The following is a 24,516-nucleotide window of genomic DNA, read 5'->3' as shown; positions in this document are numbered from 1 at the left end:
GGCGGACGGGAAGGTGACGACAGGCCACTCGGGCGTGTTGCGAAAGTCCCGTCTGCCGCGCGACGCCATGCACGCACTCTCGCCCTAGCGGTCCGCGTGCGCCGATCCCTGAGCGGTGCCGGGCAGCCGGACCGTGACGGTGAGGCCGCCGGTCGGGCGCGGGGTGAGACCGAGGGTGCCGTCGTGGGCCCGCACGATGCTCTGCACGATCGCCAGGCCCAGGCCGACGCCCGCGTGTTCGTCGGTGCGGGCACGCTCCGTGCCACGCTGGAAGGGTTCGGTGAGGGTCGGCACGAGGTCGGGTGGGAGCACGGGGCCGGTGTTCTCGACCCGCAGCACGCTCGCGCCGGGCCGCGCCTCGGTGTGCACCGTCACCGTGCCGTCGGCGGGCAGGTTGTGCACGAGGGCGTTCTGGACGAGGTTCGTCACCACACGCAGCAGGAGCGCCGCCGAGCCGGCGGCCCAGGCCGGCTCGCCGGTCACGTCGAGCGTGACCCCGCGCCGTTCGGCGAGCGGGAGCAGCGTCTCGGCGGCCTCCTCGGCGAGGAGGGAGAGGTCGACCGGTTCGCGGGCGACGTTCCTGCGGTCGCCGTGGCTGAGCAGCAGCAGCGCCTCGGTCAGGTCGATCGCCCGGGTGTTGACCGCGCTGAGGCGCTCGACGAGGTCGTCCCGGCCGCGCGCCGGGTCGTCACGGGCGACGTCGAGAAGCGTCTTCGTGATGGCCAGCGGGGTGCGCAGCTCGTGGGAGGCGTTCGCGGCGAACCTCTGCTGCTCTGCGACATGGGACTCGAGCTGTTCCAGCATGGTGTCGAACGCGTCGGCGAGCTCGCGGAACTCGTCCTGCGGGCCCGCCAGTCGGATCCGATGGGACAGGGATCCGCGGGCGGCCGTACGCGCCGCCTCGGTGATCTGCGTGAGGGGTGCGAGCATCCGCCCGGCGAGGACCCATCCCCCCACGAGCCCGAACAGGATCAGGAAGACCAGCGCGGCCACCGCCGGGGGTGCGAAGACCTGCTCCAGGACATAGCGGTTGGGCGCGATCCCGAGCAGCCCCCGGCTGGTGTTCGGCACGTTGCGCAGCAGGAACACCCACGCCACGGCCAGCATGAGGACGCCCGCGAGGAGGACGAACGCGGCGTAGCTGACGGTGAGTTTCAGCCGGGCGCTGAGCCCCGGGCGTCTATCCACGACGGCTGCCGGGGTGCGGGCCGTCCGGGCCCGTGTCGATGCGGTAGCCGACGCCGGGCACCGTGGCGATGACCCAGGGCTCGCCGAGCCGCTTGCGCAGCGCGGAGACGGTGATGCGGACGGCGTTGGTGAAGGGGTCGGCGTTCTCGTCCCAGGCCCGGCGCAGCAGTTCCTCGGCGCTGATGACACCGCCGTCGGCCGCGACGAGGACCTCCAGGACGGCGAACTGCTTCCGGGTGAGCGCGACGGGGCGTCCGTCGCGGGACACCTCACGGCGGAACGGGTCGAGCCGCAGCCCCGCGATCTCACTGACCGGGGGCCGGGCGTGCGCGCGTCTGCGGTCGAGCGCCCTGAGCCGCAGCACGAGCTCGCGCAGGTCGAACGGCTTGGTGAGGTAGTCGTCGGCGCCGAGCTCGAACCCGGAGGCCTTGTCGTCGATCCGGTCGGCTGCGGTGAGCATGAGGATGGGGATGCCGCTGCCCGAGGCCACGATCCGCCGGGCGACCTCGTCGCCGGACGGGCCGGGGATGTCGCGGTCGAGGACGGCGAGGTCGTAGGAGTTGACACTCAGCAGCTCCAGGGCGGAGTGGCCGTCACCGGCGATGTCGGCGGCGATCGCCTCCAGCCGCAGGCCGTCACGGACGGCTTCGGCCAGGTAGGGCTCGTCCTCCACGATTAGCACGCGCATGGCTGAAGCCTAAGAGTTCCCGACGAGGGCGGTGGACGGGGCGACACGCGGCGGCACGGCTCAGCGCCCCGCCGTCGCGGCCGCCGGGCGGGGACGCGAGGAGGCCTTCTCCGCGGTGCGCCACCAGCGACGCGACGCCAGCGCGGCCAGCCCCGCACCGGCCGCGTTGACCAGGACGTCGTCCACGGAGGACACCCGGTCCAGCCAAAAGACGTACTGCGCGACCTCGACCAGGACCGAGCAGGCCGCCCCGAGCGCCAGGGCGCGCGGCACGGACCGCAGCGCCGGGAACCGCAGCGGGGCGAAGAACCCCAGCGCGGCGAAGATCAGCAGGTTGCCGACGATCCCGGGCACCCCCATCGTGACCAGGTCGCGCAGGGGAACCAGGCTCACCCGGCGGGGAGCCACCCCGGCCCCGCCGCCCGGCATCATCGTCAGCCAGACCAGCGGCACCGTCCCGTGGACCATGCCCACCTCGGCGAGGGACCTCCGCCAGGCCGCCGGGGTGCCGGCCCGCCGTCGCCACCAGGCCAGCGCGCACACGACCAGCGCGGCCAGGGGGATGCTCACCAGCATCATGAGCACCACCCCGTTGAACGTGTCGTAGCAGCCGTGCCAGCGCCCCGACGCGCACGTCGGAGCCGACATCATGAGCGGTCGCCGTAGGACGAAGGCGCCGAGCGCCAGGCCGAGAACCGCCGGAGCGCCGTACACGACGGTGCGGGTACGACGGGCCGGCGGTGACAGGGGTGCGGAGTGGTCCATGCCCCCACTGAAGCGGGGGGCCTGTTGCCGGGGCGTATGCAAATCCCGGTACGGCGGCGAACGAGGACCGACCGAGTCCCTAGTCCGCCGCGTCCGTGCGGGCCGGGTCCGCGGGTGGGGCGGTGTGGGCGAGGATCGCGGTGGCGAGCGTCTGCCAGTCCGGGCGCTCGATGCCGTGGCCTGCGTCCCGCAGCGCCAACAGCCGCGCGCCGCGGATCCGTCGGGCGAGTGCCTCGCCGTGCGGGAACGGGAACATCGGGTCGGCGGTGCCGTGGACCACCAGCGTGGGTGCGGTGACGGCGGAGAGGGGAGGGTGAACGGCCTCGGCGTCCGGCAGCAGTTCGTGGTTGCGGGCCGCGGCGACGTCGTGGGCGCGTTCGGCCTCGCGGCGGACGAGGAGGCGTACGGCCGCCTCGTCGAACGGTCGTCGCCCTCCGGCCAGGAGGCGGGCGTAGGCGACTCGGTGCTCGATCACCGGGGCCGGGTCCTCTTCCGACTGGTCCGCGGGGGGCCCTTCGGCGGGTGACTGCGCGAAGAACCGCATGAACTCCTGCGTGGGCGGCGGCAGTTCGGGCTCGCCCTCGGTGGCGGCCACGGCCGGGGTCGTACTGACGAGGACCAGGGAGCGGACCCGTTCGGGGCGATGCAGCGCGAGCAACTGCGCGAACGCCCCTCCGGCCGACACCCCGACGAGGTGGGCGGACCGCAACGCGTAGCCGTCCAGCACGCGGAGGGCGTCGTCGACCAGGTCCGCGGCGGTGTAGCCGGGATGCCCCGGCTCGCAGGTGACCGACCGGCCCGTGTCCCGGTGGTCGTACCGGATCACCGAACGCCCGCCGCGGGCGAGCAGCCGGCAGAAGTCCTCCTCCCACCAGAGCATCGAGGCGCCCACGCCCATCACGAGCAGGACCGGCGGATCGGACGGATCGCCGAAGCGCTCGGTGCACAGCTCGATCCCGTCCACCCGTACGAAGCGCTCCGTCATCGGGCCCCGCCTCCCGTCTCCCCGTCCATGGTGCACGCGTCCTGGGCGACGCGGGTCAGGACGGAGGGGCGGGGGACGTCCCACCCGCGCGGGGGCGGCCTCAGGGCACGGGGTGCGCCGCGGCGGTCACCCGCGTGCCGCCCCGGGCCGTGACGCTCGCGCGCAGGGTGCGGGCGGGGTCGTCGGCCGTCGGCGCCCTGTCCGCCGGGACGGGCCGGAGGGTCACGGTGACGTCCGGGTCGGCGGCGGGCCCCTCGACGTGCACGGTGAGCAGTTCGGCCTCGGCGAGGGCGCGCAGCGCCGATTCCAGGTCCGGTGGCGTGAGGCCCAGCGCGTGGGCCGCGTGGGTGAGGGGGAAGCACACGGCCCTGGCGTGGCGTACCCGGCTCGGGTCGGCGACGAGGTCGACCAGAAATCCGGCGAGCAGCCGGCCCCCTGGTACGGCTCGCGCGCTCACCGCCCAGTGCAGCGGCCAGTCCTCCGGCAGTGAGGTCGTCTGCATGGAAGTCTCCCTTCCCGCGCCGGACTTCCAGGACGGCGAAGTGACCTCGCCGCGCGGCGGCCTCGATGAACACGAGCCTGGTAGCGGGATTTTCCCGCATTGCGGTGTTTTGTGCCATCGGAGCATGCGTGCGACGAGTGGCCGCGAGGGTCGAACGGCCGGGCGGTGCGGGCCGATTCCGTGCCGTGGCCCTCGGGCGGCCCGCCGGTCGCCCCGGACGGCCCTCCGGTGGCCGGTCGTGGATCACAGGTGCACCATGTTGCTCACGGGAGGGTGCGATGGCCCGTGCATCGGCAGAAGAGGAAGCCCTTCGGCGGGTGGCCGAACGGCTCACGGACGTCTACCGCGGTCGGCGGAGCGCGGCGCAGGTGGACGCGGCGGTCGCCGCCGCCGTGGAGCACTTCGCGGGCAGCAGGATCCGCGACTTCGTGCCCGTGCTGGCGGAACGCCGGGCCCGGTCGGCACTCGATGCCGCGGCGGCCCCCGGCCCCGGCCCCGAAGTCGTGGCCAAGGCTTTCGGCCCCGGTGTCATGGCGGCCGCTTCCCCGTCCGAGGCCGCCTCCCCGCCCGAGGTCGTACCGCTGTCCGAGGCCGTGTCCCCGTCCGGGATCGTGTCCCCGTCCGAGGGCGGAGCCCCACCCGTGGAGTGTGATTCGCCCCGCCGCTTTCCGGCGCACGGTGGAGTCGACGCGCCCCTGGAGACGGGCGGCGCCGGCGGCCCTTCGAACGGTCGCGAGCCCACCCGTACACCCCCCGACCCGCACCGCCTCACATCCGACTTCCGTTGATCATCGAACCGCACCTGTGGAGGTAGGGACATGACCACCACCCACACCACGAGCACCCGCAAGCAGCAGTGGGCGGCGGGACTGATGCTCTTCGCCGCCGTGATGCTGATGATCGCCGGAGTGCTCGGCATCTTCCGCGGCATCATGGGCATCGCCAAGGACGACGTGTTCGTGGCCACCAACGGCTACGTCTTCCAGTACGACCTGACCGGCTGGGGCTGGGTCAATCTGATCCTGGGCGCCGTCGCCGTGGTGGTGAGCCTGGGGCTGTTCGCGACGCAGGGCTGGGCGCGGATCGCGGGCGTCGTCATCGCCGGCTTCGTGATCATCGCGAACTTCCTGTCGCTGCCGTACGCGCCGCTGTGGTCCACCCTGATGATGGCCTTCGCCGGCGTGGCCATCTGGGGCATGTGCGTGGCCAAGCCGGACGACTCCGCCTCCCGCATGGACGCGCCGACGAACCGCTGACGGCGACGCTTCCGACCCGAGCACCGGCGCGACCCGAGGATCGGCGCGACCCGGGGACCGGCGCGGCCCGCCGACAAGGCACGGCCGCGCCGGTCCTCGGACGAAGGGCCGCTCACACCCCCGGGTGCGCCCCCGGGGTATGTCCGAACGCGCGGCGGAAGACCGCGATGAACGCGCTCGCCGACGACCAGCCGCACCGATGCGCCACCGCCGTCACCGGCGTCCCCTCGGCCAGCAGGACGAGGGCGTGATGCAGACGCAGTTGCGTGCGCCACTGCGGGAAGGTCATGCCGAGGTCGCGGCGGAACAGGCGCGACAGCGTGCGGTCGCTCGCCCCGACCTCGCGCCCCAGCGCGGCGAGCGTGCGGTCGTCGCCCGGGTCCGCGCGGAGGATGTCGTGCACGGCGCGCAGCAGGGGTGCCGTGGGGGTGGGCAGGTACAGGGGCTGCTGCGGGGAGGCCCGTAGCCGGTCGAGCAGCACCGCGCGCAGCCGGGCCCGCTCACCGCCGTCGCCGCGAGGGCCGGGCGGGGCGCCCACGAGGTCCGCCGGCCGCGTGTAGGCGATGATCAGCTCCCGCAGCAGGGGGCCGACGGCCAGCACGGTCGGCGTGTCGAGACCGAGCGGATTCTCGCCCGCGGGCAGCCCGACCAGGTGCAGTTCGAGGTCCCCGTACGCCCGGTGCGCGTGGGCGGTGCCGGCGGGCACCCAGATGGCGCGGGTGGCCGGGGCGACCCAGGTGCCCTGGTGCGTCGTCACGGCCAGCACGCCGCGTCCGGCGTAGACGATCTGGTGGTCGTCGTGCCGGTGCGCGTCGATCGCGCCGCCCGACGCCAGCCGCTGGGTGCGGGTCGGGGCCACCGGGTCGTGGCGGATTTCCGTCATCACCTGGCACCTTATCGAAAGCGGGACACGCCGCCCGGCTCGCACGATGGCCCCATGCGAAGGAACCGATCGATCGCCCTGCTCTCCGTCGGCCACGCCTGCGTCGACGTCTACCAGGGCGCCGTCGCGGCTCTGGTGCCGTTCTTCGTCGCCGAGCGCGCCTACACCTACGCCCTCGCCTCGGGGATCGTGCTCGCCGTCTCCGTGCTGTCTTCGGTGGCGCAGCCCGTGTTCGGTCTGCTCACCGACCGCCGGCCACTGCCGTGGCTGCTGCCGGTCAGCACCCTGCTCGGCGGCGCGGGCATCGCGCTGAGCGGCCTGAGCGACTCCTACGGCGTCACCCTCGCCTGCGCCGCGACGGCCGGGCTCGGCGTGGCCGCGTACCACCCCGAGTCCGCTCGCGTGGCGCGGCTCGCCAGCCGGGGCAGCCACAGCGCGATGAGTGTGTTCTCCACCGGCGGCAACATCGGCTTCGCGCTGGCCCCGCTCATGGTCGCCGCGGTCGTCGCGCCCGGCGGACTGCGCTGGACACCGCTCCTCGGGCTGCCCGCCCTCGTCGGCGCGGCACTCTGTCTGCCCGCGACGCGCGCCGTGACCCGGCAGCAGGCCACGGGCGCGGGCATGGCGCGGTCGACCGGCCCCGACGACGTGACCTCCTTCGTACGGCTGTCCCTCGCCGTGGTGTGCCGCTCGGTCGCGTTCGTCGGGCTGTCCACCTTCATCTCGCTGTACGCCCGCCAGCGCACGGGCGGCGGCACCGCCTCCGGCACCACCGCCCTGACCGTGCTGTACCTCGGCGGCGCGGTCGGCTCCGTGCTGGGCGGGTCGCTGGCGGGCCGCTGGAACCGGGTGCGGGTCTGCCGCTGGGCGTACGCCGTCGCGGCCGCGGGGGTCGCGGCCGTGGTGTGGGTGCCGGGTCCGGGCCTCTACCCGGCGGTGGCGCTCACCTCGGCCGGGCTGTACGTGCCCTTCTCCCTGCAGGTCACGCTCGGCCAGGACTATCTGCCCTCGCGGATCGGCACGGCGAGCGGGATCACCCTCGGCCTGACCGTCAGCGTGGGCGGCCTGGCGGCCCCCGTCATCGGCACGCTCGCCGACGCCACCTCCTTGCGGACCGCCCTCGCGCCGCTCGCGCTGATGCCGCTGCTGAGCGCGCTGGCCTTCCGCGGTCTGCCGGAACCGGCGGTGCCGGGTTCCCGCGGCGGCGCACCCGGGCCGGCGGCCGGTGACGGGGGTCGTGGTCCGGCGGTGCCGGCCGACGCCGATCGCACCAGGTGATGGTGTGCCACGGAGTGCCCGGGGCATACTCACGAGATCCCGGCCGGGCACCGCCCCGGACGGGACGCGAAAGGATCACCGCCGGCGGGTCCGGCACGGAAAGGGGCGGGGGGAACTCGATGCGCACGGCGTACAACGAGGAACTGAGGTCGATCGCGGACAGCCTGGTCGACATGGCGAACCTGGCCGGCTCGGCGATGGCCCGGGCCAGCTCCGCCCTGCTGGACGCCGACCTCCAGCTCGCGGAGAGCGTGATAGCCGCGGACGAGCGGATAGACGACCTCCAGCGGGACCTGGAGGCCCGGGCCATCGCCCTGCTGGCCCGGCAGCAGCCCGTCGCCACGGATCTGCGGGTGGTCGTCACCTCCCTGCGGATGAGCTCCGACCTCGAACGCTGCGGCGACCTGGCCCGGCACGTGGCGAAGGTGGCCCGGCGGCGGTATCCCGGCCGGGCGATCCCGCAGGACCTGCGCCGCACCATCCTGGAGATGGGACAGCTCGCCGAGCGCCTCATGGCGCAGGCCGCCGAAGTGCTGCTCACCCGCGACACGGACGCCGCGCTCCAACTGGAGCAGGACGACGACCGCATGGACGAACTGCACCGCATGATCTTCCACCACCTCATGGACGAGCGGTGGCACCACGGCGTGGAGACGGCCGTCGACGCCACGCTGGTCGGCCGCTACTACGAGCGGTTCGCCGACCACGCCGTCTCGGTCGCGCGCCGGGTGGTCTTCCTGGTGACGGGCGAGCACGCGGAGGACGCGACGGCGCAGACGCCCGCCTGACGCCCGGGGCGCTCCGGCCGCCCTCTCCACCTCGACCGCCCTCTCCACCTCCAACCCCTCTCTCCACCTCAACCGGTCCCCGCCCTCGCGCGCTCCGGCCGCATCGCCCTGCGGTCGTTACGGCGAGTGGGTGACACGCGGCACGCTCGAGCCTGCCACCAGTCCCTGTTGGTATAGACCCCTTGGTGCGGGGCAGTCGGATGTGGGCCCGGCGCCGCTCGGTGTCGTGCGGCGGCCGCGGAAGGCCACTCGTGTCGACCCGTTCCGGGAACGGTTCGGGCGATGCGCGCGTTGTGTCACCAGGGAGAGGAAACGGACATGCTTCCAGCCGAGAAGGAACTGCGTGCCGCACTGGCGCGGTTCGCCGAGGTGCGCATCGAGCACGACGTGCGCCCCACCGGCCGTACGAGCCTCGCGCTGGAAGACGCCGAGCGCGCGCTGCGGGCGCTGACCGGCGGGGGCAGCACCGAGGATGCCCTGTGCGCGGCGGACGCGCTGCTGGAGCGGTTCCGCGCGGACCGCGAGGCCGCGTTCGCGCGCCGGCCGGAGACGCTGGCCGCGTAACCGCCGCGGTGCCGCGAAGTCGTAGCGCCGTAGCGCTGTACGACTGCGGCGCAGGCGGGGTCGTTCGGCACGGACGGTCGCGGACCTCGCCGTCACCCGGCCGATCGGCCCGTGAGCGCGTGGCGGACGCCGTACGCACAGGCGCCCGCGGCCAGTACGGCCGCGCCGGCGACCGTCGAGGCGAGCGGCAGCGAGAACGCGAGCAGGAGGCAGCCCGCCAGACCGGCGGCCGGAACGATCCGCGGCGGGCGTCCCTCCCGCTCGGTGAGGGTCCATGCGGAGGCGTTGGCGACGGCGTAGTAGGCGAGCACGCCGAAGGACGAGAAACCGATCGCGCCGCGCACGTCCGCCACCCCCGCGAGGACGGCGACGACCGCCCCGACCGCCAGTTGGGCGCGCTGCGGCACCTTCGACCGGGGGTGGACGGCCGCCAGGGCGTGCGGGAGGTGGTGGTCGCGGGCCATGGCCAGCGTGGTGCGCGAGACGCCCAGGACGAGCGTGAGCAGCGAGCCCAGCGCCGCCACGGCCGCCCCCGTGCGGACCACCGGGGACAGCCATCCGGCACCGGCCGCCCGTACGGTGGCGGTCAGCGGGGCGGACGCCTCGGCGAGGCGGCCGGGACCGAGGACCACGAGCGCCGAGACCGCGACCAGCGTGTAGACGGCGAGGGCGATGCCCAGCGCGATCGGGATGGCGCGGGGGATGGTCCGGGCCGGGTCGCGCACCTCCTCGCCGAGTGTGGCGATCCGCGCGTATCCGGCGAAGGCGAAGAACAGCAGACCTCCCGCTTCGAGCACGCCGCCCGCCGTGACGTCCGGGCCGATGCCGAGCCGGTCGGCGTCGGCGGCGCCGGAGGTGAGGGAGGCGACCACGACCGCGGCGAGGACCGCGAGCACGACGGCGACGATCGCCCGGGTCAGCCACGCCGACTTCCGTACGCCCGCGCAGGTGACCGCGGTGAGCGCCACCGTCGCCGCGACCGCGACGGCGTGTTCCCGGCCGGGCCAGACGTACGCGCCCACGGTGAGCGCCATGGCCGCGCACGAGGCGGTCTTGCCGACCACGAAGCCCCAGCCCGCCAGAAATCCCCAGAACGCGCCCAGTCGCTCACGTCCGTAGACGTACGTGCCGCCCGACGCCGGATACCGGGCGGCGAGGCGCGCCGAGGAGGTGGCGTTGCAGTACGCCACGACCGCCGCCGCGGCGAGGGCGGGCAGCAGCCCCGATCCGGCCGCGCGGGCCGCCGGGGCCAGCGCGGCGAAGATCCCGGCGCCGATCATCGACCCGAGGCCGACCAGCACCGCGTCGGAGACCCCGAGCCGGCGCTCCAGCTCGTCCGGCACCCCGGCCCCGGTCGATGCCTCGCCCATGCCCGCTCGCTCCTGGCTGCCCCGCCGCGCCGGAACCGGCCGCCCGCCCACGATAGTGACCCGCCACTTCCGGTCGGCGGGGTTCGACATCCCGGGGGCGGGGCCGGTCAGGGTGGCCCGTCGTGCGGCGGCACCGCCGTCGTGCGGGCGGGCAGCGAACCGACCGCCGCCGTCGCCCAGATCAGGGCCGCGAGCGCGCCGAAGCCGTAGGGGAGCGAGGCGAGGGCGGCCGCCGAGGCGACCACCAACGGGCCGCCCGCGTCGCCGAGTTCGCGCCCCAGCTCGGCACAGCCCATGGTGCGGCCCAGGCGGTCCGCCGAGGTCGACGCGGCCAGCGCGGCGAAGCCCAGGGGGGTGACCAGCCCCGTGCCGACGCCGATCAGCGGGGCCGCGGAGAGGATGCCGGGCAGTCCGGGCAGCATCGCGCAGGACAGCCCCGCGCCCGTGACGAGCAGGCCCGCGACCAGGCCGGTGCGCGCGGAGAGCCGTCCGGCGTCCAGCGCGCGTCCGGCGCGCGGCTGGACCAGGGCGCCGCAGGCGGCGAGCAGGGACACCGCCGCCCCCGTGGCGACCGGGCCCAGCCCGGCGGCCCGGCCCGACACCGGCAGGAAGCCGACCCCGGCCGACAGCGCCGCGGTCGCCGCCGTGAGCGCGCCCACCGGGACGAGGAAGGCGCGGTCGGCCAGTTGCCGGGCCAGGTCGAGCACCGTCTGCCGGGCCCTCGGCAGCGGGGGTACGACGGGCACCGCGAGCGCGGCCCATACGGCGACGGCGGCGCCCAGCACGGCGAGGACGCCGAACAGCAGCCGCAGGCCGCCCGCCCGGACCAGGAGGCCGCCGAGCAGCGGGCCCAGGGTGTACCCCAGCGACTTCCAGAAGCCGTAGCGGCCGTACGAGCGGCCCTGCCGCGCCGTCGGGGAGAGCCGGGCGACGAGCGCGGCGGCGGAAGGCGAGAAGGCCGAGGCCGCGGCGCCCTGGCCGAGCCGCGCGGCCCACAGCAGGGCGGGCGCGTCCACCAGGACGTACAGCGCGGACGCGACGGCGAAGGCGGCGAGCCCGCCGAGCAGCACCGGGCGGGCGCCGACGCGGTCGGACAGCGCACCGAAGACCGGCTTGAGCAGCACCTCCGCACCGTCGTACAGCGCGAGCAGCCCGCCGAGCACGAGCAGGGACGTCACGGCGCCCGCCGCGTCGCCGCCGAGGCTGGCGGCGACGCCGTGCGCGCCGAACGCCGTGGTGAACCCCGCCGCGTACAGGGGCCACAGCCATCGTCTCGGCGGGTGCTGCTCTTCGCTCGCGGGCCTGCTCACTCTCCCCGGCTCCGTGGGTGCGCGCCTACGGGGTGGAGGACGAGGATCGCACGTACGCGGTGAGCCCGGTGCCCGGCAGCGGGTGCGGGGTCCAGTCGCGTGCGTAGCGCGGCGGGCCGGAGTCCTTCGCCGTGAGGGCCGCGGTGGGGTCGTGCGCGGCCCGGCGCAGCAGCGCCTGCGCGGTGATGTTGCGGTTGTTGCCCGAGACGTTGGCCGAGGCGCACCCCGCGTAGTAACCGACCGGCGGCGCGTGCGCGCCGGTCACCAGGCAGGGCGGGGTGAGCCCGAGACGGCGCAGGCCGTGCGCGGCGCTGCGGTAGGCGCCGGTGGTGGCACGGGCGTCGGCCTCGTTGTGTACGAGGACGCGGTACTGCCCCGCCAGATGCAGGGCGAGCAGGACGACCGCCGCCGCGGCGAGGAGGAAGCGGGCCCGGGGCCGGTGCAGGGACTGGTAGGTGTCGGCGGCCTGCGTGGCGAGGGGCAGCGCGAGCAGGGCGTACGCGGGCAGCAGGAAACGCGGCGCGGAGTACCCGATGAGCAGCAGGTACGGCACGCTCAGCGCGGCGCCGCACAGCGCGGGCAGCCAGATGATCGAGCGGCGTCGGGTGCGCAGGGCCAGCAGGCAGGCGGCCAGGACGAGCACCGGCAACGCGAGCCACCACAGGGTGAGTTCGGGATGGGCCAGCCCCACCCGGCAGGGTCGGCAGAGCAGCGGGCCGTCGAGGCTGCGCCAGGCCATGCCGACCGCCCACTGCGCGCCCATGCCGCCCTGGGTGGCGCTGGAGACCGCCAGTCGGTTGCCGACCCCGCCCCAGCGCGCGTAGGCCTCCACGACCCACTCCGCGCCGCCCAGGGCCAGCCCCGCGACGATCGCGAGCAGGGGCGCCGGGCGCCGCCACCTTCGTACGGCCGCGCAGGAGGCCAGCAGCGGCAGGGCGAGCCAGACGCCGTCGGAGAGGCGGAAGGAGGTGGCCGCGGCGACCGTCGCGCCCAGGGCGATCAGGGTCCCCCGCGGCGCTCGCGGGCGCATGGCGCGCAGGAACCAGCCGGCCGCCGCCACCGAGGACAGGGCCACCCACAGGTTCGGCATGGCCTGCGGGCCGTAGAGGAGCGAGGTCCACAGGCCGGCGAAGAGCAGGGACGCGAGGGCGGTGCGTCCGGGGCCGATCAGCGGGCGCCAGACGCGGTAGGCGGCGTACAGCGCCCCGGCGGACAGCAGCGCGAGCGCGACCCGCAGCGCGGTGGTGCTGCCGGTCACCGCGAGCACGGGCGCCACGAGGAAGCTGATGCCGCGCGAGCGCGGGGCGCTGAAGTAGGCGGCGGGGGTGCGCGGGTCGACCTGGGAGACGAACACCGTCTCGTCCCATCCCAGGCCCAGATGCGGTACCACCAGGGCGAGTTGGACCACCGCGTAGGCGATGGCGACCAGCTCCGGCCAGGGCACCCGGCGGGTCGCCGGGTGCGGGGCGAGGAGGCCGGGCGGGATGCGGGTGGGTGCGATGGTCATACCGCACGCACCGTGGTCGGAGTGGTCGGAGTGGTCGGGGTGGGCGCGGAGGGTTGGTCGAGCGCGGTCGCGGCGGTCGTGGAGGGCTGGTCGGGCGCGGTTGCGGCGGTCCGGCGGACGGCGATGGTGCTCATGCGGGTCCGTTTCTGTTCTGGTGCGGTCGGGCCGGCGCGGGGCCCCGGGCGGCCTGTGCCCGGGGCGGGTGCGGGACCCGGTCAGCGGCGCAGCAGGCTCTGGGCCGGCCGGGCGAGGAGGGTGCGCCACCCGGCTTCGAGGCGTCGGCGAGGCCGTGCGGCCCGGGCGGCGGAGAGTTCGGTGAGGAGGCCGTCGTAGGCCCGGGCTATGTGCGCGGGGTCGAAGCGCCGCGCGGCGGTGCGGGCCGCCTCGCCCATGCGGAGTCTGACGGGCTCGTCGGCGATCAGGTCGCACAGCGCGGCGGCCAGGGCGTCCCGGTCGCCCATGGGGACCAGTCGGCCGTCGACGCCGTCGTGGACGATCTCGGCCGGGCCGAGCGGGCAGTCGGTGGCGACGACCGGGGTGCCGCAGCGCATGGCCTCGACCAGCGTCATGCCGAAGGACTCGGCGTCGGAGGCGGAGGCGACGACGGACGCCTGGTGGAACTCGGCCTCGATCGGGGAGACGGCACCCATCAGCCGCGCCCGCTCGCCGAGACCCTGCTCGTCGATGAGGTCCTGGAGCCGCTGCTTGTCGTTGCCCGCGCCGTAGATGCGCAGCGACCAGTCGGGGAACTTCGCGGCGACGTCGGTGAAGGCGTCGATGAGCAGGTCGAACCGCTTGGCCCGCACCAGCCGGCCCGCGGCGGCGATCACCGGCGGCCGCTCCTGCGCGGGCGCCGGTCCGGGGTCGGGGACGCTGTTGGGGATGGCCAGGACGCGGACGCCGGGCAGGCGCATCTTCTTGCGGTAGACGGCGGCGTCGGCCTCGGTGGTGGTGATCACCGCGTCCAGGGTGCGGTAGTGCCGCGCCAGCCGGGTGCGGAGCCGGTCCGTGTGGGTGTCGTGGGTCAGGTGTTCCTGGGCGATGCGCAGCGCGCCGGCCGGGGCGAAGCGGGCCAGATAGACGTTGAGGCCCGGCCGGGTGCCGATGACCACGTCGGCGTCGCAGTCGCGCAGGTACTCCTCGGCGCGCCGGTCCGTGAGCCGGCTGTACTGCTTGTAGCGCTTCTCCGCCGCCGGGAAGACCCTGGCGGGCCGGCGGTGCAGCTCGTCGGACGCGTCGGGGGAGGACGGGCGGTTGTCGACCAGGGGGACGACCGTCACCCGCGGGTCGATGGCGAACCGTGGGCGGGCGCGATGGCGCAGCATCGAGACGATGGTCACCTCGTGCTCATCGGCGAGAGCGGCGGCGAGGTTGACCGTGGTGCGGATGGTTCCGCCGATGCCGTAGACGTTGTGGATCAAAAACGTGATCTTCACGCTGCGGACTCCTGGAGCGGGTGTGTGCGGATGCGAGTACGGGTGCGGGAGTACTCGGTGCCGGTGCTGCCGCCGGTGCAGCTCGTGTCGGTGCTGCCCTCCGTGCCTGCACATGCCCCTGCCCTTTTCCCCCGTACTTGTTCTGATGGCTGATTCGGTGCAGGGGTTCCACGAGTGCCCGCGACCGTGGGCGCGAGGTGCTGGGGAGTCAAGGGGATCGAGGGGTCCTTTCCGGCCGAGCGCCGTGGCCGGCGGGGTGTGTCCCCCGGTGCGGGCGCATGTCAGACTCGGGAGAGCGGTTCTACACCGCTGTAGAAGTTTTACACGACTGTAGAAGATGAGGGAAGGAGGTCCGGCGCATGGGCGCTCAAGCGGGCGGGCGCGGCCCGAGGCGGGCCAACGGCGCACGCGAGGCCGAGATCCTCGACCTGCTGCACCGCGCCGACGGCGCGCTGACCCCCGGCGAGGTCGCCGAAGCCCTCGGCGGCGAGCTGACGTACAGCAGCGTGGTCACGATCCTCACCCGCATGCACACCAAGGGCCTGCTGACCCGCGGCCCGCGCGGCCGGGCCTACGCCTACACGCCCGTGGCCGACGACCCCGGTCTGGCCGCCCGCCGGATGCGGTCCGTCCTGGACGCGCGTTCCGACCGGCACGACGTCCTCGCCCGCTTCGCCGACGGCCTGTCCGAGGCCGACGCGGAACTGCTGCGCCGGCTGCTCGGCCCCGAACAGTAGGAGCGCCCGGATGCGTATCGCCGTCTACCTTCCACTCCTGCTGTCGTTCATCGCGCCCTTCGGGGCACGCCCGCTCTCGGAGCGGTGCGAGCCGCGGCTCGCGACGTGGCTGCTGACCGTCACGGCCCTGGTGCTCGGGGTGGCCGGCACCGTCTCGCTGGGACTGCTCGCCGTCACCGGCCTCATCCGCGTGCCGGAACTGGCCGCACTCGGCCACTGGTCCGCACGCGCCGCCCAGCGGGACGACCCGGACGAGTTCTCGGTGGCCGTGATCGCGGGGCTGCTGGCGGCCACGGCCGTCGTGACGGTCGGCCGGATGCTGTGGCGGCGCGCCCGCACACTGGCCGCGGCCGCCCTCGAAGCGGCCTGCATGCCCGCCGAGAACGGCGGTCTGGTCGTCGTCGAGGACGACACCCCCGACGCGTTCGCGATCCCCGGACGACCCGGCCGGGTCGTCGTCTCCACTGGCATGTTGCACACCCTCGATACGCGCGAGCGCAACATCCTGTTCACCCATGAACGTGCCCATCTGACAGGCCACCACTACGCGTTCGTCGCCGTGGCGCAGTTCGGTGCCGCCGCCAACCCGCTGCTGCGACCGCTGGCCGACGCCGTGCTGTACACGATCGAGCGCTGGGCCGACGAGAGCGCCGCGGCCGCGAGCGGGGACCGCGGGCGGGTCGCGCGCACGGTGGGCAAGGCCGCCCTGGCCGCCCGCCGGCCCCGCGAGCGTGCCGACGGCGCCGTGTTCGGCATCCGCGGCAGCCTCCGCCGCCGCACCGCGCTCACCGGCGCCGGGCCCGTGCCGCGGCGGGTCGCCGCGCTGCTCGCCCCGCCGCTGAAGCGGCACCGGCTGATCGCCGTGGCGACGGCGGCCGTGCTTGCCGTGGCCGCGTTCGCCACGGTCGACGCCGTACAGGATCTGCACGCCCTGCTGGAGAACGTGGGCATGTGACGGCCGCGCCGGGGTCCGGGCCGTCGCCCGGCCGGGCGGTGCGTGGGCCGTCGTCCGGCCGGGCGGTGCGTGGGCCGTCGCCTCACCGGGCGCCGCGTGACGCCCGTCGCGCGGCCGGGCGCCACGCGGCCCGCGCGGCGGCACGGGCTCTGTTACTCACTTTCGGGTGAACGCCCTTTCCGTCCGGCGCCGGCAGGGTCGGCCGGATGGTGCTCTGTGCCCAATGCCCTCAAGGGAAGTGGGTCCGACGCGGCGTCAACTTGGTGCATTCACCGCATGAATGGTCATTGCAGGTGAGTGTCACAGAAACCTGCGCGAAATGTAATCGTCCACGCATGTCTCACACATCGCCCCCATCGGACGGGCAAGGTTGCCCCTGTGCGGCCGACCGGCCACACACCAGCACCACGCATCCGGCCCGGCCGGGGTGTCACCACCCTGGTCAGGGCGGGTGTGCGCACCAACGAAGGGGGACCCCGTGTCCGTTTCTTCCACTGCCCGCCGTCTGTTCGCCGCCGGCGCCGTGGCCGCCGCCGTCGTGGGCGCGGCAGCGCTGCCGGCCTCCGCCGCCGACCACAACCCCGGCCGCCCGCACGCCGACGTGTCCATCTCGGACGTGCAGCACTCCGTACGCGGCCACGACCGCTCGCCGCGCGCCCTGAACCAGGAGTGGGTGGAGATCACGAACGACACCCGGCGCACGGTCGACCTCGACGGCTGGACCCTGTCGGACCGGGACGGTCACACCTACACCTTCCGCCACGTGCGGCTGGCCGGACACGACAGCGTGCGGGTGCACACCGGCGTCGGCCGTGACTCGCGGCACGACCTGTTCCAGGACCGCCGTCGCGAGGTCTGGGACACGGTCGACACCGCGACCCTGCGCAACGACCACGGCCGCCTCGTTGACGTCGTTTCGTGGGGCCGCGACCACCGCGGCGGTCACTTCCGCCGCTGACCCCGGCCGCGGTCGCCGGACGGTGACCGGTGACCGGCCATGACACCGGCCGGACGACGAGGTGAGGAGGCGGGCCGCCGATCCCAGGGCGGCCCGCCTTTTCTGCTGCTATCGTGCGCCGATGCCGTCGATCAAGAAGTTCCAAGTCACCTTCGACTGCGCGGATCCCGAGCGCGTGGCCCGGTTCTGGTGCGAGGTGCTGGGGTACGTCGTACCGCCGCCCCCGGACGGGTTCGCCACCTGGGACGACTACGACCGCTCGCTGCCGCCCGAGCGGCAGGGCGCCGGATTCGTGTGCCAGGACCCCACGGGAGAGGGCCCGCGGCTGTACTTCCAGCGGGTCCCCGAGGGGAAGGTCGTCAAGAACCGGGTGCACCTCGATGTGCGGGTCGGCACCGGGCTCGTGGGGGAGGAGCGCCTGGCCGCGCTCCAGGCCGAGTGCACCCGGCTGCTGGCGCTCGGCGCGGTGCGCGAACGTGTGCTGCTCGCCGACGAGTACAACGAGTCGTGCATCGTGATGCAGGACATCGAGGGCAACGAGTTCTGCCTCGACTGAGTGCGGTTGATTGCGGTTGAGTGCGGTCGAGTGCGGGTGCGCGGTCGGGCGGGGCGAGGGCGCGGGGCGTCAGGCGGTGGGGGAGCGGGCCGGAGTGACCGACGTGGACGACATGGCCGAGGCGACTGCTGCGGCTGCGGCTGCGGCTGCGGTTGAGGCGGCGGCGGATGCGGCCGCGGCGGACGGCTCGGCCCGGCCTCGACGCCCGGACCGGGCCAACGACTACGACCGTTTCGCCGAGGCGTACGCGGCGGAGAACGAGCACAACCTCGTCAACGCCTACTACGAGCGGCCCGCGATGCTCGCCCTCGCCGGAGACGTGGCCGGCCGCCGCGTCCTGGACGCCGGTTGTGGCTCCGGCCCGCTGTCCGCCGCGCTGCGCGACCGTGGCGCGCAGGTCACCGGCATCGACGCCAGCGCCGGGATGCTGGCGCTGGCCAGACGGCGGTTGGGCGACGACGTGGCCCTGCACCTGGCCGATCTGCGGGAGCGACTGCCGTTCGAGGACGGTGCGTTCGACGACGTGCTGGCGTCCCTCGTGCTGCACTACCTGGAGGACTGGGGGCCCGCGCTGGCCGAGGTGCGGCGCGTGCTCGGGCCCGGCGGCCGGCTGATCGCGTCGGTGGACCACCCGTTCGTGGCCTACACGTTCCGCGAACCCCGCCCCGACTACTCCGCGACCACCAGCTATGCCTTCGAGTGGACCTTCGACGGCCGGCCGTACCCGATGACGTTCTGGCGCAAGCCGTTGCACGCGATGACCGACGCGTTCACCGCCGCCGGTTTCCGTCTCTCCGCCATCAGCGAGCCCCAGCCGGACCCGGCCGCCCGCGAGCTGTTCCCCGATCAGTTCCACGAGCTCGCTACCAGGCCCTGCTTCCTGTTCTTCGTCGTCGAGGTGCCGGGCGAACGCCGCCGCACCGCGCGCTAGAAGTGGTGCCACTCGCGGGCGGGCAGCGAGTGCCACAGGTCGAGCCAGTCGTGCAGCAGGAACAGTGGCCGGGTCAGGACCAGGTCCCCGGCCCGCTGGGTCCGTATCGCCAGGCCCAGGTCGGCGAGGACGGGGTCGCCGGCCGGGCTGTACCGCAGGCTGTCCGGCGTCGTCGTACGGTGGACGAGCCACGCCTCGACACGCGAGGGCGCGCACCCGGTCAGCGGGACCGCGCCCAGTCGCACCTGGGGCCCGGTGAGCGCGTCGACGGCCACGCACCCCAAGCGGTCGCCCCGGAAAAGACATCTGATCCCGGTCGTGGGGAAGTCCGCGTGGACCAGGCGTCGTTCACCGTCTTCATGGGTGTACGACGAGACGGTCGGCCCCGCACCGAGCACGCCGGTGATCTCCTCCAGGGCCATCCCGAAGTGCAGCGGGCCGACCCCGATGTACGGGGTGAACGTCCACTCGGCGCGCTCCTCACTTCTGGCGATGCGCCACGCGCCCCGATGCCCCGGGGCGCTCCCCGGGACGGCCACGGGCGGTTCGGGCGGCGGCCTGTGGGGTGACGGGGATGGGGCCGGCGGCCCGTGGGGTGACCGGGGTCGGGCCGCCGCCGTCGGCGCAGGTGTCGTCCGACGAGAGAGCCGGCGTCCGGGCGGTTCCAGGGCGGCGGTGTCCTCGGGCTGTTCGGCCAGGAAGCGCGCCGCCTGCTCGGAGTCCTCGGCCCAGGGGTCGTCCGCCGACGCGTGGGCCCGGTCCAGGGCGGCCCGGCGCTCCTCCTCCGCGGTGACCAGGCCGGTGATGTCCTCACCCCAGGCCGCCAGTCGAGACCGGGCGATCCACCGGTGGTAGGAGTCCGCGCTCGTGGCCAGGACGTCACGGACGGCAGGCGCGTGACGCCGTGCGCACGAGACGAGAGTGGGGTCCTCCGTCAGCAGCGCGGTGGCGGCGAGGGCGGCTTCCCGCACTCGCACGTCGTCGGCCTCGCAGTAGCGGGCGACGAGACCGTGGAGGCTCGGCCGCACCGCACGCGCCGCCGCCAGGTCCCGCGCCGTCCCGGCACCGTCGGCCTCCTCCAGGCGGGCGGTGTCGGCGAACGAGGCCAGCCAGTTGAGCAGTTCCGCGCGGAGCGGCCGGCGCCCCGCTCTGCGGTCCCACCGATCCTCCACGAGCGTGCGCGGGTCGTCGAGCAGGGCCGCGACCACGAGAGCGGCCGGGGCGGTCGCCGGGAAGACCCGCTCTCCGTCGAGGAGCAGTCGGTACAGATCACCGACGGCCCGCACACGGCGGCCGGGGTCGGCGTCGAGCACCCCGATGAGGATGTCGGGCGTGTCGGGCACGTTGTGCCGCCCCGTGCAGCGGTGCGGCAAACCGGCCCAGTCCGTACCGGCGATGCCGTCCCGCGCGGCGGGCGGCAGCGAGTCGAGGGGGCGGCCGGAAGGGACCGCGGCGGTCTCGTTGGTCACACGGGCAGTGTCACAGGCGCCACTGACATCGCGTGCGCCCGTGGCCGGTCAGCGGCGGGCGGCGGTGACCAGCCATGCGGAGGTGCGCAGCCGTACGGGGCCGGAGCCCGCGTGGCCGGCGAGGACGGCGGACATCGCGGCGCGCACCTGGCCGGCCGCGTCCGCGGTGCCGGTCGGGCCGAGCGCGTTCACGAGATGGCGGCCGGGTCCGGACCCCAGCAGATGGTCGGCGGCGTCGTCGGCGTCCCGTCCGAACGCGCCGAGTGCCTCCACGGACTCCAGGCGTACGTCGCCGAACCCGGCCGCGCCGAGGACCTCGCGAACGACCGCCGGGTCGGAGAGGGAGAACATGCCGGGTCCGCCCCCGGGGCCCGGCTCCTGCGGCGGGAGGGGCAGGCGTGCCTGTACGGCGCCGTGGACCAGCGCCCACTCGCAGCGGGCCGGGTCCGCCATGCAGACGAAGGCGAGCCGGCCGCCGGGGCGCAGGGCCCGGCCGATGTTGGCGAACGCCGCGACCGGATCGGCGAAGAACATGATGCCGAAGCGGCTCACCGCCGTGTCGAACGCGGCGGGCGGCAGCGGGTGGACCTGGGCGTCGCCCTGCTCGAACGTGATGTTCTCCAGATCCTCCTTCTCGGCCAGGGTGCGGGCGGTCGCGAGCATCGGTGCGGAGAGGTCCAGTCCCAGGGCCGAGCCCCGTGCCGCCGCTCGGGCGGCCAGCCGGGTGGTCTGCCCGGTGCCGCAGCCGACGTCGAGCACCCGGTCCTCGGCGCCGATCGCGGCGGCCGCGAGGAGGGGGGTGTTGAACCCTTCGTTGACGGCGTTCCACCGGTCGTGGTGGTCGCTCCAGTGCCGGCCCTCGTCGCCGTTCCACGCCTCGGACTGTGCGGTGTTGACGAGCTCACGCATGAGGATCGCTCCTGCCGGAGAGGCTAGTATGGGCGTCTGCCCATACCCACGGTATGGGCGATTGCCCATACTGGCAAGTGTCGAATCCGGAGGACTGGATGTCACCGCGCGGCGTAGCGATCCCCGATGTCCGGGAGCGGCTGTTCGCCGCGGCGGAACGGGTTCTGGCCCGGGAGGGCCCGGCCGGACTGACGAACCGTGCCGTCACCGAGGAGGCGGGCTGCGCGAAGGGGCTGCTGTACAACCACTTCGCCGACCTCGACGACTTCGTCGCCCAGCTGGTCCTGGACCGCTTCGCGCGGATCGCGGCCGAGGTGGGCCCGCTGCCCGACCGGGCCGGTCACGGCGGCGTACGCGAGAATCTGACCGGCGCGGCTCTCGCCATGCTCGGCACGACCGGCCCCGAGATCGCGGCGACGGCCCTCTCCCGGGCCCGGGTCGCCGAACGGGTGGGGCACGCGTGGGCCGAGGGCGCGCCGGGGCCGGGCGCGGTGGAGGCGGCGATGACCCGGTACCTGGAGGCGGAACAGCGCCTCGGCCGCGTCGCCGCGGACGCCGACTGCCCGATGCTGGCGCTCGCGCTGACCGGGACGGTCCATCATCTGCTGATGCACGGCGCCGCGGACCACCCCCGGACGACCGACCGCACGGAGCTGCTTCGCCGCCTGGTCGGCGCGCTGGTGCCTGTGCCGGTCGGGGGCGTCGACGCGGAGTGAACCGACACTCGGTCAACCGGCCGGACCGGAGACCTGTTTGATGACCGACCCGGTGACCTGTCCCGCGATCTGCTCGGCGATGGAGAAACGCCGGGCGTGACGCGGGCAGGTCGCCTCGCCGAAGACGTGGGTGAGCCGGTGGGCGAGGTCCTCTCGCGTCCGCCGGACGAGATCCTCGGTCGGCCGAGAGGACGGACGGGCAGCCCCGGGCTGCGGGCCCCGAACGCCGCGCCCGACGGTGATGGCGCATTCTGTGATGCTGGGCGCGGACCGCGGACCGCGGACCGCGGACCGTGGACCGCGGACCGTGGACTTCGAGGAGGGCGTGATGGGTGCGGGTCGGGAACTGCCGTCGGGGCGGCGGGCGATGGGCGTCGGCGCCGCCGAGGGGGGCGCGGTCCGGTTCCGTCCCGGCGACGTGGTGCGGCTGGAGTGCCCGTTCACCGAGGCCTCGGTCACCGGGGTCTCGCGTTCGCATGTCTCCGTGAGGTGGCCGTGGAACGCGGTCGACCCTGAGGCTCACTCCTACGCCTGGAACGGCGACTACGCCCTGCCCCTCCCGTCCGACCAGGACTGGGACCGCTCGTACTTCCGGACCGAGCCGGCGGAAGCCACGCTGCGGGCGGGTGACGCCTGCCGGGTGGGGATCCCGCCGACCGTCGTGCACATCGCGTCCGTGTATCACTTCGACCCGCCGCTGGTGACAGGCCTGCTGCCCCGCCCCGCTTGCTACCTCGAACTTCTGCCGCAAGGCGAGGCCCACGACCCCGAGTTGGAGGACCAGGGCACCACGCTCGATCCGGCGGGGGAGGAACCGATCAGCATCGAACTGGTCTTCCGTCCCTACGCGTTCCTCGAAGAAGGCGACGAGGTCGTCGACCGCGACGGTCGTGCGTGGCGATTCGACGGCCCCTGGGACTGGCACCCGTACGACGGCGCTGAACCCGCCTCCCCCACCTGGCCGTTGACGCTCCTCACCCGCGACGGTGAGCCCACACCGCAGGCCGTGGCCGCGACCGACCTGGCGACGGAGTCGGGCAGCCACGCGGCGGAACGGGATCGCTGGCACCGCGTCGCGCTCACGCCGCGAACGGGTGGGCGAAGGTGAAGGCGTGCGGCGCGGGGCCGTGGGCGTGGAGGTGTTCCAGCCTGGAGACGCCGTCCCGCCAGGGGGGTGTCACGCCGTCGGAGACCCACCAGCACACATGGGTCGGGTGTTCGGTCCTCTCGAACCAGTCGTGACGCCGGTTCAGTGCCTCCCGGTGCGGACCGGTGCAGACGGCGTCGAAGGCGGGGCGCAGGCCGGTCCAGAGGGACAGGGTCGTGGCCAGGGCGGTGGTGTCCGCCCCACGGCCCTTGCGGTACCAGGCGGGAACGGCGAACTCTCCCCACGCACCCCAGTCCGCCTCGAACAGCACGCCCCGGTCACCGCCTGCCGCTTCTGCATGCGCGAGGTACCCGGGGCGCCGGCTGATCGTCCGGTAGACGGCCTCGCCGGTGTCGTAGAACTCGCGTGTGAGAGGCCCGGGATCGGCGAGCGGCGACTTCAGGACGCCGAAGGTGTACAGGGCGAGCTGGGGCATACGTCTCTCCTTGGTCGGGGCTGCCGTCCGGAGGGGGATCGGTTCGCCGAGGGACAGGTGAAGGTAACCGCCTGCACGAGCCCTGTCGAAGTTGCGTTTTCCCTGCCCAAGTGGCCTGTTGTACGGGGCCTTGTGGAGGCTTGGGCGGCGGGCGAAAACGGGTGGGCGGGAGCGGCGCCGGGTTGGTAGCGTGCGGCTGACCGCGGCACCGTCGAAGGAGGTGAGACCCATGAACGCTGTTTGGCAGGTGGGTGCTCTCCCTCGCGTCACGGTCGGGCGATTGACGTAGGTATCGCCGGGAGCGCCTCGACAACAAGGCTCTCCCGAAAGGCAATGCCATGCACTCTCTGGAATTCACCGCCGAGTCCTCGGCGGACGGCATGACCGAACGCGACTTCACCGTCGGCGAAGTCCCCGGTGTTCTCTGGTCGCCCGCCTCCGGTGCAGACGGGGCGCCGCTCGTCCTCATGGGGCACGGCGGCGGCAATCACAAGAAGCATCCCGCGATGTCCGGCCGTGCCCGACGGCTCGTGACAGGCTGCGGCTTCCACGTCGCCGTCATCGACGCGCCCGGCCACGGCGACCGGCCGCGGACGGCGTACGACGAGCAGGAGATCGCCGTGATGCAGCAGGCCATGGCGGCGGGCGAGCCGGTGGGCCCGGTCGTCGTCCGCTACAACGCGCACCTCGCGGAACGTGCGGTACCCGAGTGGCGGGCGACCCTGGACGCGCTCCAGGAACTCCCCGAGATCGGCACCGGCGGATCCGTCGGCTGGTTCGGCCTCAACATGGGAACCGCGATCGGCGTACCGCTGGTGGCGGTCGAACCCAGGATCAACGCCGCGGTGTTCGGCCTGCACTGGCCCGACGCGCTGGCCGAGCAGGCGAAGCGGATCACCGTCCCGATCGAGTTCGACCTGCAGTGGGACGACGAGCACATCCCGCGCGAGGCGGGGCTCGCGCTGTTCGACGCCTTCGCCTCGTCGGAGAAGACGCTGCACGTCAACGCGGGCAGGCACAAGGAGTTGCCCAGGTTCGAGGTCGACAGCGCGGTCCGCTTCCTCGCGCGCCATCTGAGCCGAACGGCCCTGTGTCAGGCCTGACATGAGCGGGTATGGCGTCCGGTTCACCGGCCGGACGCCGCACCCGTGGCCGAGAGCGCGCGCGATAGGGTTGCCGCCT

The 24,516-nt window shown here is 74.3% G+C and carries 27 protein-coding genes; 13 read left to right on the top strand and 14 right to left on the bottom strand.

The window, feature by feature from the left end; genetic code table 11:
* Window positions 1-84: 84 nt before the first annotated feature.
* The 5 genes from WN71_RS09715 to WN71_RS09695 all read right to left on the bottom strand — a co-directional run bounded on the left by WN71_RS09715 (window position 85) and on the right by WN71_RS09695 (window position 4,128).
* Window positions 85-1,188 (bottom strand): sensor histidine kinase, encoded by a 1,104-nt coding sequence (locus tag WN71_RS09715; protein ID WP_046591370.1) that lies wholly within the window; start codon window positions 1,186-1,188, stop codon window positions 85-87.
* Window positions 1,181-1,876, bottom strand: coding sequence for a response regulator transcription factor (locus WN71_RS09710; protein ID WP_046591369.1), 696 nt, complete (start codon window positions 1,874-1,876; stop codon window positions 1,181-1,183). Before WN71_RS09710 ends, WN71_RS09715 begins: the two co-directional genes overlap by 8 nt.
* Window positions 1,877-1,936: 60 nt before the next feature.
* Window positions 1,937-2,641, bottom strand: coding sequence for a VanZ family protein (locus WN71_RS09705; RefSeq protein ID WP_046591368.1), 705 nt, complete (start codon window positions 2,639-2,641; stop codon window positions 1,937-1,939).
* Window positions 2,642-2,720: 79 nt separating this feature from the next.
* Window positions 2,721-3,626, bottom strand: a complete 906-nt coding sequence (locus tag WN71_RS09700; protein WP_046591367.1) for an alpha/beta fold hydrolase — start codon at window positions 3,624-3,626, stop codon at window positions 2,721-2,723.
* Between the two features lie 100 nt (window positions 3,627-3,726).
* Entirely contained in the window at window positions 3,727-4,128 is a 402-nt protein-coding gene (locus WN71_RS09695; RefSeq protein WP_046591366.1) for a hypothetical protein, read from the bottom strand.
* A gap of 65 nt (window positions 4,129-4,193) precedes the next feature.
* Here WN71_RS09695 and WN71_RS40830 point away from each other — a divergent pair, with 65 nt between their 5' ends.
* Both WN71_RS40830 and WN71_RS09685 read left to right on the top strand, forming a co-directional pair.
* Complete coding sequence (locus WN71_RS40830) at window positions 4,194-4,916, top strand: three-helix bundle dimerization domain-containing protein (RefSeq protein ID WP_420856481.1); 723 nt, start codon at window positions 4,194-4,196, stop codon at window positions 4,914-4,916.
* 30 nt (window positions 4,917-4,946) lie between these two features.
* On the top strand, window positions 4,947-5,384 hold the full coding sequence (locus WN71_RS09685; RefSeq protein ID WP_046591364.1) for a DUF7144 family membrane protein: 438 nt from the start codon (window positions 4,947-4,949) through the stop codon (window positions 5,382-5,384).
* 112 nt (window positions 5,385-5,496) lie between these two features.
* Here the strand turns inward: WN71_RS09685 and WN71_RS09680 are convergent, their stop codons facing one another.
* The gene (locus WN71_RS09680) at window positions 5,497-6,267 is read right to left on the bottom strand and encodes an AraC family transcriptional regulator (RefSeq protein ID WP_046591363.1); all 771 of its coding nucleotides are present in this window, start codon (window positions 6,265-6,267) and stop codon (window positions 5,497-5,499) included.
* A gap of 54 nt (window positions 6,268-6,321) precedes the next feature.
* On the opposite strand from WN71_RS09680, the gene WN71_RS09675 reads away from it, so the two are divergent.
* The 3 genes from WN71_RS09675 (at window position 6,322) to WN71_RS09665 (ending at window position 8,897) form a co-directional block, all read left to right on the top strand.
* Entirely contained in the window at window positions 6,322-7,545 is a 1,224-nt protein-coding gene (locus tag WN71_RS09675) for an MFS transporter (protein WP_046591362.1), read from the top strand.
* Window positions 7,546-7,664: 119 nt separating this feature from the next.
* Window positions 7,665-8,333: a phosphate signaling complex protein PhoU gene (gene phoU, locus WN71_RS09670; protein WP_046591361.1), complete on the top strand. Its 669-nt coding sequence runs from the start codon at window positions 7,665-7,667 to the stop codon at window positions 8,331-8,333.
* A 318-nt stretch (window positions 8,334-8,651) separates the two neighbouring features.
* The gene (locus tag WN71_RS09665; RefSeq protein WP_046591360.1) at window positions 8,652-8,897 is read left to right on the top strand and encodes a DUF5133 domain-containing protein; all 246 of its coding nucleotides are present in this window, start codon (window positions 8,652-8,654) and stop codon (window positions 8,895-8,897) included.
* Between the two features lie 92 nt (window positions 8,898-8,989).
* On the opposite strand, the gene WN71_RS09660 is transcribed toward WN71_RS09665, so the two are convergent.
* The 5 genes from WN71_RS09660 to WN71_RS09645 all read right to left on the bottom strand — a co-directional run bounded on the left by WN71_RS09660 (window position 8,990) and on the right by WN71_RS09645 (window position 14,520).
* Entirely contained in the window at window positions 8,990-10,267 is a 1,278-nt protein-coding gene (locus WN71_RS09660) for an APC family permease (RefSeq protein ID WP_046591359.1), read from the bottom strand.
* A gap of 107 nt (window positions 10,268-10,374) precedes the next feature.
* Window positions 10,375-11,577, bottom strand: a complete 1,203-nt coding sequence (locus tag WN71_RS09655; protein ID WP_420856480.1) for an MFS transporter — start codon at window positions 11,575-11,577, stop codon at window positions 10,375-10,377.
* A gap of 25 nt (window positions 11,578-11,602) precedes the next feature.
* Window positions 11,603-13,084: a hypothetical protein gene (locus WN71_RS09650; RefSeq protein WP_046591358.1), complete on the bottom strand. Its 1,482-nt coding sequence runs from the start codon at window positions 13,082-13,084 to the stop codon at window positions 11,603-11,605.
* The gene (locus WN71_RS41840) at window positions 13,081-13,218 is read right to left on the bottom strand and encodes a hypothetical protein (protein ID WP_167382912.1); all 138 of its coding nucleotides are present in this window, start codon (window positions 13,216-13,218) and stop codon (window positions 13,081-13,083) included. Before WN71_RS41840 ends, WN71_RS09650 begins: the two co-directional genes overlap by 4 nt.
* Before the next feature lie 81 nt (window positions 13,219-13,299).
* Window positions 13,300-14,520, bottom strand: coding sequence for a glycosyltransferase family 4 protein (locus WN71_RS09645; RefSeq protein ID WP_046591357.1), 1,221 nt, complete (start codon window positions 14,518-14,520; stop codon window positions 13,300-13,302).
* A 359-nt stretch (window positions 14,521-14,879) separates the two neighbouring features.
* On the opposite strand from WN71_RS09645, the gene WN71_RS09640 reads away from it, so the two are divergent.
* The 5 genes from WN71_RS09640 (at window position 14,880) to WN71_RS09620 (ending at window position 18,657) form a co-directional block, all read left to right on the top strand.
* Window positions 14,880-15,257 carry a BlaI/MecI/CopY family transcriptional regulator gene (locus WN71_RS09640; protein ID WP_046591356.1) on the top strand — a complete coding sequence of 126 codons (378 nt, stop codon included), beginning with the start codon at window positions 14,880-14,882 and terminating at the stop codon, window positions 15,255-15,257.
* A gap of 10 nt (window positions 15,258-15,267) precedes the next feature.
* Window positions 15,268-16,212: a M56 family metallopeptidase gene (locus WN71_RS09635; protein WP_046591355.1), complete on the top strand. Its 945-nt coding sequence runs from the start codon at window positions 15,268-15,270 to the stop codon at window positions 16,210-16,212.
* Between the two features lie 478 nt (window positions 16,213-16,690).
* Complete coding sequence (locus tag WN71_RS09630; protein WP_046591354.1) at window positions 16,691-17,170, top strand: lamin tail domain-containing protein; 480 nt, start codon at window positions 16,691-16,693, stop codon at window positions 17,168-17,170.
* A gap of 121 nt (window positions 17,171-17,291) precedes the next feature.
* Window positions 17,292-17,726: a VOC family protein gene (locus WN71_RS09625; protein WP_046591353.1), complete on the top strand. Its 435-nt coding sequence runs from the start codon at window positions 17,292-17,294 to the stop codon at window positions 17,724-17,726.
* A gap of 94 nt (window positions 17,727-17,820) precedes the next feature.
* Window positions 17,821-18,657, top strand: a complete 837-nt coding sequence (locus WN71_RS09620) for a class I SAM-dependent methyltransferase (RefSeq protein ID WP_240529615.1) — start codon at window positions 17,821-17,823, stop codon at window positions 18,655-18,657.
* On the opposite strand, the gene WN71_RS09615 is transcribed toward WN71_RS09620, so the two are convergent.
* Both WN71_RS09615 and WN71_RS09610 read right to left on the bottom strand, forming a co-directional pair.
* Window positions 18,654-20,126, bottom strand: a complete 1,473-nt coding sequence (locus tag WN71_RS09615) for a hypothetical protein (protein WP_240529614.1) — start codon at window positions 20,124-20,126, stop codon at window positions 18,654-18,656. The genes WN71_RS09620 and WN71_RS09615 overlap by 4 nt on opposite strands.
* A 48-nt stretch (window positions 20,127-20,174) precedes the next feature.
* The gene (locus WN71_RS09610) at window positions 20,175-21,035 is read right to left on the bottom strand and encodes a class I SAM-dependent methyltransferase (protein WP_046591352.1); all 861 of its coding nucleotides are present in this window, start codon (window positions 21,033-21,035) and stop codon (window positions 20,175-20,177) included.
* A gap of 98 nt (window positions 21,036-21,133) precedes the next feature.
* Between WN71_RS09610 and WN71_RS09605 the strand changes: the two genes are divergently transcribed.
* Window positions 21,134-21,751, top strand: a complete 618-nt coding sequence (locus tag WN71_RS09605; RefSeq protein WP_046591351.1) for a TetR/AcrR family transcriptional regulator — start codon at window positions 21,134-21,136, stop codon at window positions 21,749-21,751.
* Window positions 21,752-22,079: 328 nt separating this feature from the next.
* Window positions 22,080-22,859: a hypothetical protein gene (locus tag WN71_RS09600; RefSeq protein WP_143074823.1), complete on the top strand. Its 780-nt coding sequence runs from the start codon at window positions 22,080-22,082 to the stop codon at window positions 22,857-22,859.
* On the opposite strand, the gene WN71_RS09595 is transcribed toward WN71_RS09600, so the two are convergent.
* Window positions 22,831-23,334: a DUF3291 domain-containing protein gene (locus tag WN71_RS09595; protein WP_046591350.1), complete on the bottom strand. Its 504-nt coding sequence runs from the start codon at window positions 23,332-23,334 to the stop codon at window positions 22,831-22,833. The genes WN71_RS09600 and WN71_RS09595 overlap by 29 nt on opposite strands.
* A gap of 338 nt (window positions 23,335-23,672) precedes the next feature.
* Here WN71_RS09595 and WN71_RS09590 point away from each other — a divergent pair, with 338 nt between their 5' ends.
* The gene (locus WN71_RS09590) at window positions 23,673-24,437 is read left to right on the top strand and encodes an alpha/beta fold hydrolase (protein WP_046591349.1); all 765 of its coding nucleotides are present in this window, start codon (window positions 23,673-23,675) and stop codon (window positions 24,435-24,437) included.
* The last annotated feature ends 79 nt before the right edge of the window (window positions 24,438-24,516 follow it).

This window comes from Streptomyces mangrovisoli, assembly GCF_000974985.2.
In the GTDB taxonomy this organism is placed as follows: domain Bacteria; phylum Actinomycetota; class Actinomycetes; order Streptomycetales; family Streptomycetaceae; genus Streptomyces; species Streptomyces mangrovisoli.
Note: the sequence above shows the minus strand (reverse complement) of the source record. Positions and strands in the feature narration are given on the sequence as shown.